This window comes from Nostoc sp. NMS7, from assembly GCF_017115085.1.
In the GTDB taxonomy this organism is placed as follows: domain Bacteria; phylum Cyanobacteriota; class Cyanobacteriia; order Cyanobacteriales; family Nostocaceae; genus Nostoc.
The window spans coordinates 20,079-40,841 of record NZ_JABXKJ010000084.1 but is presented as its reverse complement, the minus strand read 5'-3'; the positions used below and the strand labels follow the sequence as shown (position 1 = coordinate 40,841).

The following is a 20,763-nucleotide window of genomic DNA, read 5'->3' as shown; positions in this document are numbered from 1 at the left end:
GTTTTTGAAGGTCATTTACTTCTATTATGTCCTAATCTATGCTTCGGTTGCTATATATGGTTATCCGGTGATCGCTATTTGTGTTTTTTCGGGTTTAATGACAAACTCTTCATAATAAGAGCGTTCTGTATTTACTTCCCATAAATCATTCTTTTCTCCCATGATATTTCTGGCTGCTAGTAATCCTGTTAACATCGAATGATCTTGATTATTATAATGGTGCATCCCGTTCCTCCCGACGGTTTGTAAGTTATCAAAAGTCTTTAAGTAATATTGGAGAACTTGTAAGTGCTGACGGTATTCTTCATCATAAACAGGATAAGCTTTTAATTGTCTAATCACTGTAGCATCCTCAATTTTTTCTCTATTTAAAAGCAACCCTAAAGCTACAATTTCTTGACTAGCAATATCAATTAACTCCCTATCAGACATTGACCAAACTTTATCACCTTGAGAGCAAAAATATTCCATACCCAAGCAAGTTTTACCGCTATCTGGAACCATTGCAGGACTCCAGTTTTTGAAGTTTTGAATCCGTCCTACTTGAAACTCTGGACTGTGAATATAAATCCAGTTATCGGGAAATAAATCTACCGCATCAATTATTAAAGCAACAATTAAAAAATCTCGATATTTCAGACTGCGTGCTGCTTGCAAAACTGGTGATGGTGCTGATGGTTCTAGTCGTAATACCAAAGCAGTCACTGGCATACTAGAAATAAAATAGTCTGCTTGTAAATCAAAAGTTTGATTTTCCTGTTGGAAACTAATTTTTTGAATATGATTATTTTGATGGTAAATTTGATTTACCTTGGTGTTGAGATAAACTGTTCCCCCCTTACTGGTAATAATTTCTTGGCATTTCTCCCACATCATTCCCGGTCCCAGTTCTGGGTAGTAAAATTCCTTAATCAGGGATTTGGTTTGGTTATTCTTAAATAAACTATTTAATATAGCTTTTTTTAATGACATTCCTTGAATGCGTTGCGCTGCCCAATCTGCTCTAATTTCTTTACAGCAAATCCCCCATACTTTTTCAGTATAAGTTTTAAAAAAAGTTTGATATAAACGCTTACCAAAGTGGTTACATACCCATTATTCAAAACTTTCTTCCTGTGGATTTGGTTTGATTTTAGCTTGCAAATAACTAAATAAGATTAGCAAGCTGTTAACAAGTCCCAGATTAGATAAAGCGTTAGTTATTTCCAAAGGATAGTTAAAAAACTTACCATTGTAATAAATACGAGATAACCGAGTAACTTTTAGTAATTTGTTACTCAGTATTTCTATCCAAAATTGCTGAACTTCTCCAATTTTGGTGTAAAATCTATGACCGCCAATATCGAAACGATAGCCTTTATAAGTTTCTGTGCGAGATATTCCCCCCACCCGGTCAGCTTGTTCTAATACAATCGGCTGAATGCCTTGATTAATTAGCTCATAAGCGGCTGTTAAACCCGCAGGGCCTGCACCGATAATGAGTACACTATAATTATTGTTCAATTGTTTTCCCTTGTCATAGTTATTATTAATGGGCGTATCTTATAGGAATCCTATTTCAGGTGTGAAAAATATCAGTGCTGGCTATTGAGTCTTAACGGTCAACAGCATATGTGCGAGATTTCACAAATCATTTAGAACTGCTATAGCATTCCTATTTCATTTGTGAAAAAAAGTACATTTGTACATCCTTCTTTCCTGTTCCCTGTTAAAAGCCTTAACAAGTAATTTTCACAACTCATTTAGGATTGCTATATATCATAAGGATATTGGATTAAATAACCTACACAATCTCTCTGCTTTAAGACTTTGGTATTGCCAAGCCTCGATGCCAAAATTGGATCTTATAGCGTTTCCTAGTCTGCTGAGGTACAAATTTATCGGCGTTCATCTGTATTAATCCTCTTCTATCGGCGGTTAATTATTTGTTACTGTACCTCACGAGTATGGGAATTGCTATATTAAATTCACGTTCCTAAGCATTGTCATAAGCAATTGTTCTTTTATACATTTTTTTCGAGAATTTTGAAATAAAAATATACCAATAACAAAAGCTAAACCACTGTAAAAATAATAAAACCAGTGCCAAGGACAAACCCTCAAAGTAAATATAAAACCACGTTTCTGGAGAAAAAAGCTGTAAACTGAGAAGTTGATAATTAGAAGTAATAAAGTAATAATCATAGCTACATAAAATAGTGGATTTAGCCACCAACAAGCAAGTAAACTCACTAGCAAAGAGTAAACTAAAACCACACTCAGCCGACTTGACCACCCAAGATTCAAATCAGAACGCATCTGTCTTTCACGGAGTATTAATTTAGTCCAAGGTAAAGCGCGATCGCACACATCCGCTTTGACCAGAGCAACCATACCCCACCGTTTCAAATGTTTTACTTGCAAGCCTTTGTCAAGTCGAATTTTGTAACCTGCTGTTTTGAGCCAATAGCCTAACTCAATATCTTCCACACAAGGACGACGATAACTTTCATCAAAGCCCCCCATAGCCAAGAAGATATCACGGCGAATCCCACCACAAGCACCCCAGAAAGTGAAAGCGTCTTCTTTAGCAGTTTGATGGATATAATGATGAAAAAGATTTTTGTATTGAGAAAGAAAATTACTGGCTCCGGGAGCATCATCATAGGAACCAATCACAGCCCCTAGATTTGCATCTTTTTCAAAAGCCAATCTTACCCGATTTATTGTATCGGGTGCGATCGCCACATCAGCATCCACAAAAAAAAGAATATCTCCTTCAGCCGCAGCCGCACCTAAATTTCTGGCTTGTGCTGGACCACCTTTCTCATCGACTCTAATTACCTTCGCTCCCCATTCCGCTGCTACTTGCCAAGAGTTATCTGTATCCCCATCAGCCACCACAATAATTTCCGTGGGCTTGGAGATAGACGCGCTAATACTTGACAAACACTGGCGGAAACTATCACCACCATTATGAACCGGAATGATTATCGAAATTGATAGCTCTGTTGACAAATTCATTTCTGCCTAATACTGCCTTAAATCTAGGGTTCGTAGCACTTTTTTATGCCAATACTTACATTGGACGAGGTAATGCCCACTATCGGCGATAGCATTGCACAAAACCACTGATTTGTCAATAAATGATTATAGTGCGCCAGCACAGCAATTCTCATTTTGAAAAAATAGAGTATTAACCGCGATTTTGGAATTGAAAATATAGTACAAAATAACTATTTTTTCAGCCAGAGGCAATGGCTAAAAAAACAATTGGGTCGCAGATTTAAGTATAAATACTCAATCAAAGAGAGAAATTGCCTGACAACGAACGGGGGAAATCCAGTTCATAGTTCGGTTTTTAGAATAGGGAATTCAAGGAAAATAAAAATTTATATAGACTCGCAAGTAATTTTATGAATTGTTGAGCAGCATTTACAAATTTTTTAGGGTATAGGCGATCGCGCTATATTATGTTTTTAATTTCTCTGCTTCAATCAAATGAATTGACAGTAAAATTTCAGCTAAGACACGCTGAAATGCATAGTAAAAACCATGCCAGCCGTCGAGAATACCTCCTTTAATGACGAGGCAATAGACTAAGATGATGATCGGTGCAAGTATTTTTTGTTTGCGAATGCGATCGCCAAAGCTTAGTTCACTTATTGGAGTTTCTAGCAACTTCTTAGCTTCAATCATCATGTAGCGATCCTGTGCCCACAACCAACGACTTAGAGGTTTGCGATCGTCGTGATAGATGTAGCCAGACAGCACAGCTGACTTACCTTTAACTTGTAGGAGTTGGGTATGTCCGTCATCAAGATAAATGGATTTATCTTTCCTAAAAAGAACTTGCCGAGGAGGTAGTGTAGTCCCCCACAGAGGTTTGCCGAAGATACAATATTTGAATCTGGCAAAGAAGCCATCTATTTGTAACTCTTGAGGTAATTCCTTAATTTCAGTAATTAGCTCATCTGAAATGATGTAGTCTGCGTCTAGAGAGAGTACCCACTCAGAGGTTATTTGTTGTAAACCATAATTCCATTGTGCTGTATGGTTGTCAAATTTTCGTTTGAATAGTTGAACTTGCGGATAGGATACTAAAATTTCTAGGGTTTCATCGGTACTGTAACTGTCAACAACAACAATGCGCTTTGCCCAGGTTAGATGCTGGAGAGTGCGTTGAATATTAAGGGCTTCGTTATAGGTTAGGATAAGAGGGGTAATTTCTTCTAGCATTTATCAGTAAATTTAAATAAATTATTTTGATTAAATAGTGTGCTAGAACACAACATGGATTTATAAAGATAAATAAATCTACTTATAAACTTAAATTTGATTTTTGTATAATCCTCTATATGAGCGTGTCCATCATCTTGGTAAATTGCTTTTTACTAGCTGATAAATTAGCTTTTTTATCTGTTATTTCCTAATGGCTTCAATATGTGAAAAATCCGTCCAGTTAGTATTAAAACCATTATTATTTAGAATTTGAGTTATTATCTTAATCGCATCATAATAGCCATTCTGTTCAAGTATTTGAGAATGTACCTCAATAAAAATTGCTCTCAAATCTGAATATGCTAAAACTTGCTGCATACCTCTAAGGACTTCAATTTCTGCTCCTTCTACGTCTATTTTGATCACATTAGGAGCATAACCTGATTGCTGCAAAAGATTATCACCCGTAGTAATTGCTATTTCTATCGTATTACTTATATTACCAGAATCTGATAATCTATTTTTTGGCGAAGTTGGATCATCATTAATAGAAAAATATGTAGTTCCAATTTTACTGCTTAATGCTGATTCGATTACAATTAAGTTTCCGCTATTAGAAATTTTTCGGCACGCTTGTGCGCTTAATGGTGATGGTTCAACAGCTATGACCTTACCTTCGTTTCCGACTAGATTCAATATTTGTTGTGTGTAATATCCAACATTTGCTCCTATATCCCATACAACATCACCAACTTTAATATATCTGACTAACTCAGCTTGAAAATTACTCTCATATCCTTTACTAATTTTATTTGATATATATGATAAAAACTTTCTCCCACCGCTATTTTTCCTTAAAAAGGATCTTGTATTTATAATGTATTGGCTTTGAATGATACTAGATATTAGTGAATTCATAGTAACTTTTCAGTAAATGTAAAATATTTCATCTTTTTCCAAAGCATTTATATCAAATAAATTTGCATTATCTCTTGACAATAACAAATCTATCATTTAAAGTATTTTCTTAAGAAGAAGCAGGTTTTCAAAAGAATGAAATTGTTCTTTACTAATTTTTGTCTCTTGAATTGCTTGCTGATTTCTTTCAATATGGCGAGAATTAAACATACTGGTGACAATTGCATAGGGGGAATAAACGGTTTGAAAATAAGATAATATTATTTCGTACATATCTTCTTTTTTATCAACTTTTCTTCCTAAAATAGATTCAACTTCAGGAATTAGGGTTTTAGCAGCAAGCTGTTCAAATATAAATGGAATACTTGGTTCCAGCCTATGAAGCATCCTCAAGAAAACATTTACCTGCTTTACCTTCAATTGTAATAATATCCATTGGAGAATAATTTTGAGCAATTACCTCTTCAGGAACACGCGCACTACGCAACAGCATTGAAATCTTTTTATTTACATGACTTCCTTTTACAACAATATGTGCGCCAATTTTAATATCTACATCAGTTAGATAGAAACAAACATAGAAGAAGTTGAATCCATGTATATCGTAATGGTAGTCAATAGTTTGAAACTGGCTACGTCTTTCTTCTGGAGATAAAGTATCTGCAAAACTCCACCAAATTTTTACATCACAATTAGTGGGAAAGTAACCAAGATATTGTGATGAAATCTCTAACAAATAACTATCATATCTAAGTTTGTATACTTCTTTTATTTCTAGAGGCTGATCTACATTAGCCATTGCAATTTTATGATATGGTTTTATCTTCTCCTGATATTGATCATAAGTAAAAGACAGCCTATTTGCAGACACAATTAGGTTTTTAGTCTTAGCGGCTTCTACTATAGATGTAACTGATTGTTGATCTAGCTGAAGTTGTTCATAGTATGAGTTATTTTTAATAAAATTAGATATTTGTTGTATGTTAAGATTAGAGGAGTTTAAAATTTTAGTATCAAATTTTAAGCTTTTATCATTTTCCTTTTTAGAATATTGCTTAATACTTTTGTATCGAGAATAATATATTCTGAATATATGAAATCTACCGAAAATATACCCAAAGTTACCATTTAATATCTTTCTGATGATCACCCGATAATCTAATTTAGGGTTATCAGATGTATATGCTAAGTTAGGCTGATTCATGATTTTAGATAACCTTTTTTGTTTGCCTTTGAAGAGTGCCATGAACAATATCTTTATAAACTGAAATCAGTTTTGAGGCTACACTATCCCAAGTATAATTTTCTAATATAAATTGCTGGGCGCGATCGCCCATCTCTTTTGTCTGGTGGGGATGATCTAGAGCCTGCTGTATAGAAGCAGCGATCGCAGCTACATCAAGCTCTGCAACATACCCAAGCTGATTCTGCGCTACTATATCAGCTACAGCGACACCAGGAGTTACTACAACAGGAACACCAGCAGCTAAAGCTTCCATGACTGCTACCCCAAAGTTTTCAGAGTAGGAGGTGAGAGTAAATAGGTCTGCGCCTTGGATTAATAAATCTTTCATTTCTCCTTTAACAAATCCTGTAAAATGGGTGCGGTTTTGAATGCCATGAGATCCAAGTAGAGATTTAACTTCAGTTTCATATTCTGGAGAACCAGCCCCTGCTAATACCAAAGTAAAGCGGTAATCAGATAGTTTCTCCAAAGCTGGAATTAAATAGTCCAGACCTTTTTTAGGATGCAGACGAGATAAAAATAAAATTATTGGTTCATCTGTGGGAAGTTTAAGGTGTTGCCGTAAACGGTGGCGGGCATTAGGAATATTATTTGGAATAGCAGTACCGTGGGGCAGAATAAAGCTTGGAGAAATTAAATTCAACCGCGAAGCTTCTTCCTGTTCTAGGTCTGAGGTGAAATGAATATATTGACTATGATTGAGATTAGCTTTTTCTATTAGCTGGAGATAAATCTGTTTTTTACGGGCACTTTGCTGGAGTGACCATTGACACAGTTGTCCTAAAGGGCGAACAATGTAGGGAATACCTTTAAAACGAGCGATCGCCATCGCCACCGTTGAAGTATAGGAAAAAATAGCGTGGATATGCAGCAAGTCGTAGTTAGCAGCATTTTGCCACAACCACGAAGTTAGCTGACTAGAAAAGGCAAATTCTCTAATGGAGTTAACTTCAGGAGAAAAACGTGAGAAAAACCAAATCGGTACTTCCTGATAGTTTATATGCTGGTTTAAAGGCACATCAAGTAAATTATTGCCATTATCATTAGTGGTGACAATTTCTGCTGCAATACCTTGATTTCGCAGTGCTTTAACTGTTTGTAGTACTGCCTGACTTGGCCCACCTCGTACTGATGCTACTGAAGGAATGATATGAAGGATTTTCATAATTATTCTTATCCGGCAACTTGCTTCCACCAATGCTGGAGAATTGCTAAACTCCAACGGCGATACCATAGTTTTAAATTAATATCTTTACCCAGTTCATGATCTGGAAAATAATCACTCCAATCTTTCTCCATCCATTGCTGAAAGGGAAAAAAGAATCCGCGCTTGGGACGATTAAGTAACCAATTCGGTAACTCAGGAATTGCTTGAATTAATAATTGTTTACCTTGTGCGAGACGCATTGTGCTAGGAATAGAGGCGATCGCTTCTAGTAGAGCTTGGTCAACAAAGGGTACTCGCAATTCTAATCCCCATGCCATACTCATAACGTCGCTGTCCCGCAACAACTGATTACGCATATAACAACTCAGTTCTAGCAGGCTGACTTCATCTTCTAAAGAAGGGAGATTTTTGGGTAGGCTCCTATCCTGAAAAATCGCTCCCTCCCAAATTGGTAAAGAGGCATCTTTGAAGTAGTGCTGAGTAATTTTCCAGGCTTCTCCTTGGGAGAAAATACCCCGAAAACTACGGTAAGCTGCTGCGGTTGTTGGCTTTTGCTCTAAAAAGTCTCCTAAGCGCTTGATTCGTGGTGATGTGCCCCAAGATGCTAATCCTTTGCCTAAACTGGTGCTGATGGGTTCAATTTTCTGGAGTTGCTGACCCCAGCGAACCATATTTGGTACTTGTTGAAATGTTTTATAGCCACCGAATAGCTCATCTGCCCCTAATCCAGATAAAACTACTTTAGTCCCATCTATGTGGGCAATTTGGGATGCACAAAAAGTATTGAAGCCATCAATACTAGGTTGATCAATACTTGCTAAAAATTGCGGCAATAAGTCTAGTCCTAAAGATGCAGTTACTTTATATTCTGTATGTTCAGTGTTAAATTCTTTAGCAACTTTTTGGGCAAGTTCTCCTTCATTCCACTCATTTTCTTCAAATGCAATTGAGTAGGTGCGTAAATTACCTTTTTGAGTTTGACGCGCTAAGGCAACAATTGAGCTTGAGTCAATCCCACCACTTAAAAATATTCCGACTGGCACATCACTGATAAAGTGATGTTCAATGGAGTCAATAAGAGCATTGCGGACTTTTCTCTTGGCTTCTGTTAGAGAAATTGTTTCAGAAGCAAAGTTAATTTGCCAATATTGCTGCTCAATGAGATTACCTGCTTGCCAACGTAACCAATGACCAGCTTCTAAACAGCGAATACCTGCAATTAGGGTGTGAGGTTCTGTTACTGTTCCACTGATAAGATAGCTATATAAACCCTCTGGACTTAAGGCAATGCTAGGTAATTTTGATGCTAGAATTGCTCTAATTTCTGAGGCGAATATTAAAGTTGATCCAGATTGCCAATAGTATAAAGGTTTAATTCCTAAAGCATCGCGGGCAATAAAGCAGGTTTGTTCTTGGTTATCCCAAATAGCAAAGGCAAACATCCCCCGCAAATTATTAACACATTCTGCTCCTTGCTGCTGATAAAGTTTGAGAATAACTTCAGTATCGGTTTGTGAATAAAACTTCTCTCCTTTTGCTTCTAGGGTAAGTCGTAATTGCCGAAAGTTGTAAATTTCCCCATTAAAGGTAATCCAATAACGTCCGTCAGGTGTAGACATCGGCTGATGTCCTGCGGCACTGAGGTCAAGAATGGAAAGACGAGTATGAGCAAAACCAACTTGTCTATCTGGGGAAATATAAATTCCTTGGTCATCAGGACCACGATGCTGGAGAGCAGTTTGCATTCTCCGCATCAAGGTTTCCAAACTGTTTGTTATTTCAGTTTTCGTTAAAATTCCGGCAATGCCACACATAGAAGATAATTTAATTATTCAGAGGTTTTCATAGATTCAATATAAACACTATCGCTAAAAAAATATTAAAATATTTCAGAAAAGGGATGATGATACTTAAGTTTTTTAAAGCTTCAGATAATTCATTTACAATAATAAAGATAATCAATAAAATATTTATATTAATTATCTTATAGATTGCAAGTGCTTGTCAAAATATTTAGCTAGAGTAGTTTGAAACTGCTCAAAACCAAAATAATCAATTACTTTTTGACGCAGAATATCGGGTTGATACATCAATTTATTGGGATATATACCCTGGAGAATTTGAACTAAAGTTCGAGCAATTTCCTCTACATTATCAGGGTTAACTAGTGCCCCTAATTCACCATGACAAAGAGCATCAATAGCTCCATCCTGGTTGCCTCCTAATACAGGTTTACCACAACCTAGTGCTTCTAGATAGACAATACCAAATCCTTCTCTTTTGCTAGGCATTGCAAAAACATCACAAAGGTTGTAATAATCACAAAGTTGTTCATCAGGTATAAATCCAGCTAGAGTCACACAATTTTGCAACCCTAGTTGTACAATCATCTGCTTAATTCTACTTTTGTCATTACCTTTACCAACAATGATGTAGTGGACATCAGGGATTATTTGACGAATATAAGGTAGTGCTTGCAGGATTTGGTCATAGCCCTTGTAGCGTTCAACCTCCGCTAGTCTGGCCACAGTCAATATAATTGGTTGTTTCAGTTTGAGTCCATATTGCTCTAATAAATAACTGGGTTTTGGTGCTGGTTGAAAGCGACTGGGTTCAAATTGGCAAGGTAAAAGAGAAACTTTTTTGGGGTCGAGGTTTTGTTCCTTCAGTAGGCGATCGCGTGTGTAACTGCTTATAGCCAAAATACGGTCTGCATGATGTAGAGATGTTTTCACCGCAGCGCTTTGAATATCCCAGGCTTCTATGCCATAAGCTACTGTCCAGTAGGGTATACCTACCAAGCGTTTTAGCCAGTAAGCTGCAACAGTAAAATTCAAGTGACTAGCAATAACTAAATTAGGACGTTGATAAATTCCCCATCCGATTAATTGGGCAGCAAATACAGGTCTTCTTAGTGGTAATGGCACAACCCCAGCGCAGTGAAACTGGGTAAGTTTTTTGTTAGTAAAATTAGCCGATGGGCTGCGATCGTGCATGAGAAACACGCCATAGTTATCATTAGGATAGATATTCTGAATAGCTTGTAGTAAAAATGCCGAGTAGGTTTGGATTCCACCTTTAAATTCAAAGATATTTGGAAACCAAAGATGATATATGGTTTTAGTCATATAAAGTTTATCTTGTAAGTAGCGATCGCACCTGGTTTGCCAAACGTTGTCTATACACACCCCAGTTCAACTCTTCAGCTTTACATCGGGCGGCTCGTCCCATTTCTGCTAACTCTTGAGGATGGGAGTAGCACCACTCTAATTTTTCTTTGAGTGCTTCTACATTCCGAATGGGAATGATAAACCCTTCTACGCCATCAGTAAGAATATCACTCGCTCCCGTATTTACAGTAACAATAACAGGTATTCCACAGGCCATAGCCTCTACAACTACCAATCCAAAACCATCAATTAAAGAGGGCAAAACTACAATACTAGCTTGACTGTAATACTGATTTAGCAAAAAATGAGAGACTGAAGGAATATGGTGATACAGTCCTAAGTACCGCTCTTCTAACCATCCTTGGGGAAACCGATTTTGACCAACAAAGACTAGTTGAGCATTTTTAAACTTTAAATCTTGCCACGCTTGTAGAAGATAATGAATTCCTTTTGAGGGTGAAAATCTTCCGAAAAACATCACGCGAAAGCAATTATCAGATTTGGGTTGAGGTTGAAAAGTATCAATAGGTGCTCCATAAGGAATAACACTGATCTTATTAGCGTTAATTCCAATATTAGTCAAAGATTTTTGAGTTACTGATGAAGCAACAAAAATGTGATCTGCAAGCTCAACTTCCCGTTCCTTACGTTTTAACTTCCAATCCGGCTCATTAATGGTCTGAATACTATGCTTAAGACTAGGAAATCTTTCAGCTTCTTCTTGCATAATTAGTCGAGTCGTTTGATAAAAAGGAATAGGTAAATCATATAGACAATAAACACCCTGTTTTTGAGCCTTTTCAAAAGTTATCGCCGCTACATCTTCATAACTATATATAGCAGTTAGATTCTGTAAATGATGCTTGGCTACTTGACGATCTAATAGAAGAAAACCCCAGTTCCCTATTTGTTCATAAGTTCTACCAGAGATTTTATTGAATCTAGCCCTTGATAAAAAGAGCCTTAGTATTTCATACCAAGGATAGGTTGTAATTTTCTTATCTTTGATTATCCAAGTTCTTTTACTAAGTTCATGCCGAACTAAGCTGTTAAATTGAGATGGCAATAAATCAAGATAACGCCAAATTTTTGCATGAGGATTGTATGCTAAAGTTGTAATTACCTCATGGAGCAAACTTGCTTCTGCAAATGCCAATGCTGCTTGACGGACATTGCCAGCGTTGCCATAATGAACTATAGATAAATTCACATCAGACATGGTGTTGAGACTCTAGCTTGGTGATATTTGGGAAACAATATTTTTGTTTTCTTCCCGTTTTTCTAATTCTGGCAATAGAAAAATAAATCCTGCAAAAAACCAATAATAAATGCCCATATAGGGATTAAAAATTACAGAAATAGTTATCTGAAGAAGATGAAACAAAAAAGCAGATAAAGCTAGTTGGCATAAAAAGGGATCGCGGAGTTTTCTTAAAGTTAGCAAAAGAGAAATAATCAAACTTATCCGAATCAAATACCATGAAATAAAACCAATCACGCCAATTTCTACGGCTACTCTTGCGGGTTCTACTTCGAGTGGTGGTATAGGGTCGCCTTGAGGCAACCCAAGGAATTTTCTTAGAACTGATGTTGCTTGGTGGGTGGCTCCAGTTCCATAGCTGTCTATTTGTTTAGATTGTATTATGTACTGTATTCCTGAAACTGCTTCAGTAAAAGGTCCCCAAATACGACCAGCACTTTCTGCTGAATTTGATATAGTACGCTTAGAAAGCAAATCAATACTCTTACTAAAATAGGTGGGAACAACGACCGATGCAATAATCGTTGGTAGTATAAACTTTTTAATGATACGAGGTGTTTGATTGGGGTGTGTTAATGAAAGTATGAATACATAACTAATTAAAAATAAAGCTTCATATAAAACTACTGCCCTGGAACCTGTCATGAAAGAAGTTCCTAATACTAGTAGCAACTCAATAATAGTTAAACAATACCATACACGGGACTGTCGTAATGTGAGCATCGGTACAAGTAAACCCAAACTGGCTGATAAGTATGTCCCAAAACCAGTAATATAGGAAAAACTTCCCGTAACTCTCACTATTTGTTCTTTTCCTACTCCAAACATAGCAACTACACTTGCATTATTAGAATAAACATTTAAGGGACTTAAAGGAGGGCTAAAAAACTGAGCCACTGCTAGCAAACAAACAGGAATAACTAGTAATAAATAAAACCTCAAAAATTTATATACATCTATTTTTGAAGAAAACAAATCTGACAAAATCCAAAATATAGGAATATACAACAAATATGTTTTTAATCCGAACAAGCCGATGATGTAAGAGCCTAAGCTTGGGTTAAAAGCTTGCACAAAAGACCAAATTGCCAATAGATATATAAAAAAATTAATATAGTGATTTTTTATTCTTTTTCTCTCTATCAAGAAATACTTTATATAAGCTCCTATTAAAACTAAATCCTTAACAAAATAGATCAAGTTACTAGCTTGGGGCAAAATCCATTTTCGTGCGACTCCTTCCAATACTATAAATACTAGTACGAAAAAAAACGATTTTTTCCAATCTAATGCAGAAATACAAATTAGAAAAAATATTGCAAAAATAGCTATGAGCATAATTAAATTACTGAAAAATATTTACTTTGTTTAATGTATGTCTTATTAATGATAAATATTTTACTACTTATCTATAATTAGTGAGTTTTTATTATTAGTTATGTGTATTTTTTTAAGCTAAAATAAAAAAATAGAGTATTTAATGATTTCCATCATATAGATAGATAATCAATATTTCCCTAGCCATGCTTCATAACAAGCAACCAGTTGAACTGGGTTATACTTAAGCTGTTGTACTCTTTGCTTATCAAGTAATTTAGCCGGATTACCAACAGCAATATTATATTCAGGTATATTTTTAGTAACTACTGCACCTGCTCCTACTATAGCGCCTTTCCCAATATGAACACCAGGTAGAATAATTGCATCTGTAGCAATCCAAGCATAATCATCAATAATTATCGGTTGAGCAAAAGAAGACCAAGATGGATCATTCACATCATGACTGGCCGTGAGTAATTTGACTCCATCGTTGATTACAACGAAAGAACCGATCCTAATATCTGCGTGTATAGCAAGATATGCTTGACCAATAAAAGTACAATTTCCAATAGTTAGTTGATCTAGGGAACCTTCTATTCTGCTTTTATTAGAAATAATACTAACACTACCTATTTTAGTTCCTCTTATTTTCAAAAAAAACTTAGTCTTTAATACTGTAATTAATTTAGGAAAATACAAAATACGTTTTGCCCATTGCTTGAGCCAAAACCATGAAAAAATATGTGATTTTTCTCGGTTTTGCCAAAGATATATAAAACTCATATTTTCTATATGATTTATGGCGTTTAGGTACACTCTGAGAAAAGATAGGCTAAATTGCAAATGTAAACTTTTCTAAAGCTTTTATGATTGCTTCTATATACTCATGTGGAGACCAAGATTTCATCCGCTCAGTAGCAGCAGTCCCCATTTTCTGCAAACGCTCATGGTCTGAAAGCACTTCTTGGAGAATTTTGGCTAAGGCTTCTATATCTGCACAGGGATAAACAAATCCATTTTTTCCATGTTGAACCAGATCATAGCGAGAACCCACGTGATCACTAACGACTACAGGGCAGCCACAAAGCATTGCTTCGTTGACAACCAATCCAAAAGGTTCATAATCTGAAGATAATACAAATAAATCAGCAGAGCGATAGATTGAGGATAGATAAGACTGGTTAACAAAACCAAGAAACTTGACTCTATCTATTAGCCCCAAAGAATCTGTCTCTACTTCTAATTCTGCTCTGAGAGGTCCTTCACCTGCAAATAGAAGGTAGCTATTCTGGACATTAGCTTGAGCAAAAGCTTTTAAAACATCATGAGGACGTTTCCAATGTTGGAGCATGGCACAAAATAGCAAAACAGTAGCTTTTTCTGAAATATCCCACTGCTTGCGAACGGACTTAACATCTACTTGATTAGCTTCCGATATCCACCTATCGTTATCTACTGTATATGGAGTTAGAGCAATATTCTGTTCAGGAATTCCTAAACTATGAACCATTTGCTTACCCAATGTTGAAGTCACTATCACAATATCAGCAAGCTGGAAGATACGTGGCAGCAACATATTTTTTAACCATGTCTTCCACCTTTTTTTATCACGAGGTTCCAGTACACTAGCATCCGTACCAAATAAAAACTTTTTTCCTGTCAGTTTTGTTGCGGCTGCTGCAATCCAAAAGCTGAAATAGCTATAGCCAGTATAAACAATGACAGCATCAAAATTATCTTTAGTAATCAGGTTCCATAGCCCTAAGTTTATTAGTCCAAAAAAACTCCCAAGTTTAGGTTTGGGAGAATTATTTTCAACTTCCACCCAAGGATAACCATCTAGTAGTGGTATATCCCAGGCAACTTCTATACCAAACCCTGCATCAAAACCGGCTTTAACACCTTGTAAACTACAATAAGCTACTTGAATATCCAATTGAGGATGTTTTGCCATGAGCCTGAACATTGGAGCAGCATACTGCACAGGATGAGAAGCAACTACTAAAACTCGATATTTCTGAACAATTTCCCTGACTTTACGATCCACTTTTTGCCTTTGAGTTTTCCCTGCAAAATAGGCATTACTGTTGTTACCGGAATAAATTGTAAAGGAATTCTCAAAATCTTACCTAATATTGTTTGATTTGAAATTCCTAAAAAATTAATAGACATAATCTTCTGCCTAATAAATTAATATTAAACGAACAAATGCTTCCACCATATAAGTAATTTTTTGTTTCTATTGCTGTCGCAACATCAAGTACTCCATGAAAATTTTGGCTTGCACTGGAAGGCTATGGGTTTGATACCATGTATAAGCATTATCTGCAATATCCTGTCCCTGTTTGAAGGTTAATTCATTACTATGCTCATCAGCAGACCAGTAATGTTTACCTTTTTCGAGACTATCTATTGGTATTTTGCTAGAAATAGCCATGCAAGGAATTAGTCTATGGGCGCAGTAAGAAGCAAAAATAGTTGATTTTGCTAAGTATGCAGGGGGAGGAAAGTTTAAAAATCCAGCGATAGAATCCTGCAAAATTTTACTAATTTCTTCTGCTTCATCCACTCCTTTTTCTATAATAGGAATTCCCTTAATCTTAGAAAGTTCCAAACCTGTTGGTACACCAATATCCAAGATTTCTTTAATATTTAAATTTTGGCAGGTTTCTTCTAAGGCTTTGAGGCATTGATTATAGACTTGTAACCTAGCGTTACGGCTACCAAAAACCACTAGTCGCTGAGAGCGCTCTGATAGAGTTGGCAAGTATTCTGGTTCTCCAATATTGGAAAAAACAGGAAGGCAAGTAATTTCAGTTTGTTTAGTGGGATTCAGTTGATATAAAACTTCGCCATAACTTTGTTTACTAGTTATACAGCGATCGCTCATTTGTGCCAAACGTGCGGCTAAATTTTTCTGTAAGGGCGATAACCAAAAAGAGCTAGTCCAAGGGAGTCCTGAAGCATAGACTTCATGGAACATCGTAAGGAGCGATCGCTTGGGAAATAAACTTTTCCAACGTTGTAACCCATCGACTAACCAAACTGGACAGCCTCGTTGAGCATAGCCGTAGCCTACGTAATGTAAAAGGATGCTGGATGTGCGATCGCTTGATAATAAATTTAGCAGTGCATCAGGGGAGTGATGTCTACGACCAGCTACGCCCACGCTAATTTGGCTAACAGGAAAACCTTCAATTTTTGCTGCACCATTCCATTTGGTATTACCTACAATAAAATGGGTTTGAATATTGAAATCTTTGCGAAGCTGACGAGCTAAATTGAGGGCATAGTCTCCTACGCCATCAATTGCGGGAGGCAGTCGAGGTACAATGGAAGTTATATGAATTAAATAATTGACCATCAAATGCTATAACTTTAGAGGTTTAAATATGAGTAAAGAGTTAGCAGAAATTCTGCAACGGCTTAAAACTTGCTTACAGGAAATTTATGGCGATCGCTTAGTTCAAATGGTTTTATTTGGCTCTCAAGCGCGGGGAGAAGCTTCTACAGATTCTGATATTGATGTTTTGGTGGTACTCAAGGGAAATGTGAATCCAGGAGAAGAAATTAAAAAAACCAGTTATGTAGTTGCTGAGTTATCCCTAAAGTATGACCAAGTGATTAGCCGTCTATTTATAGATGAATCTCGTTTTAATTCCTATAATAGTCCTCTATTACAAAATATTCGTCGAGAAGGGATAGCTTTTTGACACCATAATAACTTGATTTATTACTTAAAGCCCGTCAAAGTGTTTCTGCCGCTAAAATTTTATTAGAGAACAGCTATCCCGATTATGCTGCTTTTCGCGCTTACTATAGTATGTTTTACGTTGCCGAAGCTTTTTTGATTGGTGAAGGAATGTCTTTCTCTAGTCATGCTGGGGTGATTAGTGCTTTTGGAAGAAATTTTGCGCGTACTGGTAAAGTACCAATTCAGTTTCATAGATTTCTCATTGATGCCCAAGATTTGCGTAATGCTGGAGACTATGGACAGCTTAATGCTGTTTCTGTTGAGCAAGCGAATGAGCAAATTATGAATGCTTAAATATTTCTGGACTTAGCCGCAAATCTCATTGGTACTTTTTGACTGAGTTAATAAAGCAATTGTAGTTGTGTGCAATTTACACTTCACCGTTAAAGGCATGGAACAAGTTAGTTTTTCACAAGTTTCTACCCAGGATTTTGGTAATAGTTTTAATAAATAATGTAGTTTGATATGACCGTTCGTTAATGGATTAGTAACTAACCGAGTCTCCTTAACAACCAATCCTGCTTGATGTGACAACTGTTCTATTTCATCTAAGTGGAGTAAGAAAATATGTCCGTCCGAGTTTGGCTTAAATTGTATTGCTTCATACTGACTCGGATCTGCACAATCAGAAAACCTGGGCAAACGATTCTTGAAATATTCGCCGTTAGGTGTGCTTAGTACGATATGACCTCCTGGTTTAAGCATCTGGGCAATGTTTTTCAAGAAATCATCAGGGTGAGCTACATGCTCAATTACTTCAGCAATTAAAACTACATCAAATTGAGCGTCAAATTTTAAGTCAAAAATATTTCCTGGTGCATAGTGAACAATGCCAGATTCCCACTTCAATTTGACGTAATCAATAAGTTCTTCTCGCAAATCATTCCAGGTAACTTCATATTCTAGTTCTGCCAATGACAAACTAAAATTTCCTTGTGCAGCAGCTATATCCAAAATTTTTGCTCCCGGTTTGGCAACTTTTTGAATTAACTCTAATGTGTGTTTAAGCCTATTTGCGTATGCGTGAGCATATCCTGTCAGATTTTTAACTTCATAAACTTCGAGTAAGTCATAGGGATAACTATATTTCCAACTTTCAGTCCAATCTTCTTTAAAATTAATTTTTTTCATATTTTTAAGCAATAACTAAGACATTAAATTGATTTTCAATCAGGAAAAATTTTTATTTACTAAGAATTGATTTTTTTGAAAATTTTAGTTATGTAATTTTCCGCTATTGTTTCCCAACTACATCTACGATAATAATCATCTACATCTGTATAGCTGCTAATAATATCGGGCATCAATTGCGGAGGAGGTGGGAATGTCATAAGAGTCTTAAAGAACTCTTGTAAATCAGCTACTCCACCAGCAGGTTTTGCAAAAACAGGCATTCCAGACTCTAACATTTCATTCAAAACTAATCCCCATCCCTCAACTTTACTTGTAAATAAACCAGCATCATGGTTAGCAAGTAACGAGTAAAGCTGGTTTCTCTCAAATGAAGGTAGAATTCTTAGCCTACCCGATTGAATTAATTCAGGTGAAAAATATTTCTTGGCATTAGTACCACATCCAGCAATTGTAAAAGTATCTTTGGGGTGCGAAGCTGCTCGTTGAATGATAAAATCAACTAGTTCATGAATACCTTTATGGGCAGTCCAGCGACCAATCCACAGAAAGCGAATGCCTTCGCCTTCATGTTTTTTTCTATTTAGACGTATATTAGCGAGTTCTACTTGATCAGCTTTTGATAGTGCATTGACATAAGAAATTAATTTACTCTTCCACCAGGGAAACCATTTCTTCATCCATTCAAGTTCTAAACTACCGAGGCAAAGAATATATTTTGATCTTTGCCAACCTTGCATTAGTAAAATAACTACCGTTATCAAAAACAAATAATCGAATGGCAGGAGAATAATCTCTTTTAGGCTCGTTTCTGGTTTATCCTTTAAATCACATAGCATGTACAAAATTTGAGGCTGAACACTACGAGCTACTACTAACCCTGATTGAGCAACCCGTTTGGTGATTAGGTGGGCAGAGGTATCAATTATATCGAATCGCTCCTGGGTAGCAATAAACGCATCTAGCTTTGACTGCATTAATTGAATACTTTGCAAACCTTGCCACCATCTTCTTAAATTAGGCATAGGATAAGGAGACCACAGAGTAACATCGTGTCCTTGTAACCGTAATGCTTCTGCTAAATTGATTGCCATTTGACCAGCACCGAATTCAGCAGAAAGTGGTGAATATGTAGCGATTAGTATACGAAGTGATTGCAATCAAAACTCCTTATCCAAAAATTATATACAAACTAATTAGCGTCTTTGTAAATATCTAAATGTCTTTGCACTACCGTTAACCAACTAAGTGGATTTATCCACTCACGACAATGCATTTGACATTCTACATATTCTAATGAAGATAAATTAACGAGTTGACGCAAAGCAGTAGCGATCGCTTCTCCAGAATTCTGCTGCACAACAAACCCAGTCTTACCATCATCTACAAACTCATGCATTGCACCAGCATCAGTACAGATCACAGGAGTTCCGCACGCTTGGGATTCTAATAAAGTAAAACCCATTAATTCTGGAACTGGAGTGTAGTCGCCATAGCAGGTGGTGTGAACAGATGGTAAAACCGTTACCATTGCTGTGCGATACTCATGTAATAATCGCTGATCATTCGCATCGTGAACAAATTCTATATTCAGCCCATCTGCTTGCTGTTTAAGGTCTTGGTAGAATTTTTCACTGTAGACTCTTCCAATAATTTTTAGTTTGTAGTCTGAACGATTGAGCAGACGGAATGCATCAATTAAATAGTTAATGCCCTTGTGAGGTAAAATTCGACCTACATACAAAATATTATTTTCTTTTTTTAAAGATGCATCAGGACAAAATTTATCTGTATCAATACCTCCTTTAATCAAAACTGCTTTTTTTTGAAGTTCAACAGGGATAAAATCTAGACCAAAGCGAGAATAGGCGATCGCATTTTTATAGACTCTAAACACTGGTAGTTTCTGGTTCAATACAAAGCTTCCTCCACCGCCATAGTCAGTAACAAAAACTCGCTTACCAAGCAAACCAGCTATGAGACAGCCCAGATCAGAAACTAGAGTATGAATATGGTGTATATGTACTATATCAGCGCTCATAATTGAGCATAGATATTTAAAACTTAATGGATTTATCTTGTTACCATGAATTAAGTGTTTAACTGGATATGTCTTGATTTTGAGACTACCTTGACTATAATTTCTACACAGTGAAGAAAAACTTACAAGAGTAGTATCTACACAATTTGCCATCCAAGACGCTAATTCAGTGGGATAGCGTTCGCCACCACCGATAATTGATGATTCGTCAAAGTAAGTTGGGGTAATGTGAATAACTTTCATAGTATTAAAATTAACTTACAGCGCTTCCGGCTATTATGGAATATAGTTTTTCTCCTTGCCCCTCTCCTAGCATACCTTTCAGCTATGAGGTACATCCTCATAGCTGAAAGGTATGCTGTATTTGATAACCTCTAATTCAAAGTAGAGATACCAAGCTGGACAAATCCAAGCCCATCTTTGTTCATAATTTATGGGAAACTTATTAGCTAATCTACTGATAATCGACCGATTAATTCTACCCCTTTGGAATTGTATATGGCGATTTCTAGTCGTTTGGACAAGGTATAATATCTGATATTATTGACTTATAA

General features: G+C 36.3%; 18 protein-coding genes and 2 pseudogenes. 2 read left to right on the top strand and 18 right to left on the bottom strand.

The features are described from left to right. Positions 1–60: 60 nt before the first annotated feature. From HWQ38_RS08815 to HWQ38_RS08745, 15 genes and pseudogenes are all read right to left on the bottom strand, one after another. A pseudogene (locus HWQ38_RS08815) lies at positions 61–1,083 on the bottom strand (FAD-dependent oxidoreductase); the annotation flags it as partial. 12 nt (positions 1,084–1,095) lie between these two features. Then, entirely contained in the window at positions 1,096–1,503 is a 408-nt protein-coding gene (locus tag HWQ38_RS08810; RefSeq protein ID WP_292792351.1) for an FAD-dependent oxidoreductase, read from the bottom strand. 453 nt (positions 1,504–1,956) lie between these two features. Then, positions 1,957–3,003 carry a glycosyltransferase family 2 protein gene (locus HWQ38_RS08805; protein ID WP_292792349.1) on the bottom strand — a complete coding sequence of 349 codons (1,047 nt, stop codon included), beginning with the start codon at positions 3,001–3,003 and terminating at the stop codon, positions 1,957–1,959. A 447-nt stretch (positions 3,004–3,450) separates the two neighbouring features. Continuing rightward, entirely contained in the window at positions 3,451–4,218 is a 768-nt protein-coding gene (locus tag HWQ38_RS08800) for a glycosyltransferase family 2 protein (protein WP_292792347.1), read from the bottom strand. 183 nt (positions 4,219–4,401) lie between these two features. Beyond that, complete coding sequence (locus HWQ38_RS08795; protein ID WP_292792345.1) at positions 4,402–5,118, bottom strand: FkbM family methyltransferase; 717 nt, start codon at positions 5,116–5,118, stop codon at positions 4,402–4,404. Positions 5,119–5,214: 96 nt separating this feature from the next. Then, on the bottom strand, positions 5,215–5,505 hold the full coding sequence (locus tag HWQ38_RS08790) for a hypothetical protein (protein ID WP_292792343.1): 291 nt from the start codon (positions 5,503–5,505) through the stop codon (positions 5,215–5,217). Beyond that, on the bottom strand, positions 5,495–6,364 hold the full coding sequence (locus HWQ38_RS08785; RefSeq protein ID WP_292792341.1) for a hypothetical protein: 870 nt from the start codon (positions 6,362–6,364) through the stop codon (positions 5,495–5,497). The genes HWQ38_RS08790 and HWQ38_RS08785 overlap by 11 nt, the downstream gene beginning before the upstream one ends. Then, entirely contained in the window at positions 6,327–7,529 is a 1,203-nt protein-coding gene (locus HWQ38_RS08780) for a glycosyltransferase (RefSeq protein ID WP_292792339.1), read from the bottom strand. The genes HWQ38_RS08785 and HWQ38_RS08780 overlap by 38 nt, the downstream gene beginning before the upstream one ends. An 8-nt stretch (positions 7,530–7,537) precedes the next feature. Next, positions 7,538–9,346, bottom strand: coding sequence for an asparagine synthase (glutamine-hydrolyzing) (gene asnB / locus HWQ38_RS08775; protein ID WP_292792337.1), 1,809 nt, complete (start codon positions 9,344–9,346; stop codon positions 7,538–7,540). A 165-nt stretch (positions 9,347–9,511) separates the two neighbouring features. Continuing rightward, positions 9,512–10,660: a glycosyltransferase gene (locus tag HWQ38_RS08770; RefSeq protein ID WP_292792335.1), complete on the bottom strand. Its 1,149-nt coding sequence runs from the start codon at positions 10,658–10,660 to the stop codon at positions 9,512–9,514. A gap of 7 nt (positions 10,661–10,667) precedes the next feature. Continuing rightward, positions 10,668–11,921, bottom strand: a complete 1,254-nt coding sequence (locus tag HWQ38_RS08765) for a glycosyltransferase family 4 protein (protein WP_292792333.1) — start codon at positions 11,919–11,921, stop codon at positions 10,668–10,670. Positions 11,922–11,933: 12 nt separating this feature from the next. Continuing rightward, complete coding sequence (locus tag HWQ38_RS08760) at positions 11,934–13,301, bottom strand: hypothetical protein (RefSeq protein ID WP_292792331.1); 1,368 nt, start codon at positions 13,299–13,301, stop codon at positions 11,934–11,936. Between the two features lie 168 nt (positions 13,302–13,469). Next, positions 13,470–14,066 carry an acyltransferase gene (locus HWQ38_RS08755; protein WP_292792329.1) on the bottom strand — a complete coding sequence of 199 codons (597 nt, stop codon included), beginning with the start codon at positions 14,064–14,066 and terminating at the stop codon, positions 13,470–13,472. 49 nt (positions 14,067–14,115) lie between these two features. After that, positions 14,116–15,330, bottom strand: a complete 1,215-nt coding sequence (locus HWQ38_RS08750; RefSeq protein WP_292792327.1) for a glycosyltransferase family 4 protein — start codon at positions 15,328–15,330, stop codon at positions 14,116–14,118. Between the two features lie 192 nt (positions 15,331–15,522). After that, complete coding sequence (locus HWQ38_RS08745) at positions 15,523–16,647, bottom strand: glycosyltransferase family 1 protein (protein WP_292792325.1); 1,125 nt, start codon at positions 16,645–16,647, stop codon at positions 15,523–15,525. A gap of 28 nt (positions 16,648–16,675) precedes the next feature. Between HWQ38_RS08745 and HWQ38_RS08740 the strand changes: the two genes are divergently transcribed. Together HWQ38_RS08740 and HWQ38_RS08735 are read left to right on the top strand one after the other, a co-directional pair. Then, complete coding sequence (locus HWQ38_RS08740; protein ID WP_292792323.1) at positions 16,676–16,996, top strand: nucleotidyltransferase domain-containing protein; 321 nt, start codon at positions 16,676–16,678, stop codon at positions 16,994–16,996. A gap of 26 nt (positions 16,997–17,022) precedes the next feature. After that, positions 17,023–17,331, top strand: a pseudogene (locus HWQ38_RS08735) (HEPN domain-containing protein); the annotation flags it as partial. Between the two features lie 12 nt (positions 17,332–17,343). On the opposite strand, the gene HWQ38_RS08730 reads toward HWQ38_RS08735, so the two are convergent. From HWQ38_RS08730 to HWQ38_RS08720, 3 genes are read right to left on the bottom strand one after another with little or no spacing between them, the layout of a single operon-like run. Continuing rightward, positions 17,344–18,168: a methyltransferase domain-containing protein gene (locus HWQ38_RS08730; protein WP_292792321.1), complete on the bottom strand. Its 825-nt coding sequence runs from the start codon at positions 18,166–18,168 to the stop codon at positions 17,344–17,346. A 59-nt stretch (positions 18,169–18,227) separates the two neighbouring features. After that, on the bottom strand, positions 18,228–19,328 hold the full coding sequence (locus HWQ38_RS08725; RefSeq protein ID WP_292792319.1) for a glycosyltransferase family 4 protein: 1,101 nt from the start codon (positions 19,326–19,328) through the stop codon (positions 18,228–18,230). Between the two features lie 32 nt (positions 19,329–19,360). Next, positions 19,361–20,452 (bottom strand): glycosyltransferase family 4 protein, encoded by a 1,092-nt coding sequence (locus tag HWQ38_RS08720; RefSeq protein ID WP_292792317.1) that lies wholly within the window; start codon positions 20,450–20,452, stop codon positions 19,361–19,363. Positions 20,453–20,763: the final 311 nt, after the last annotated feature.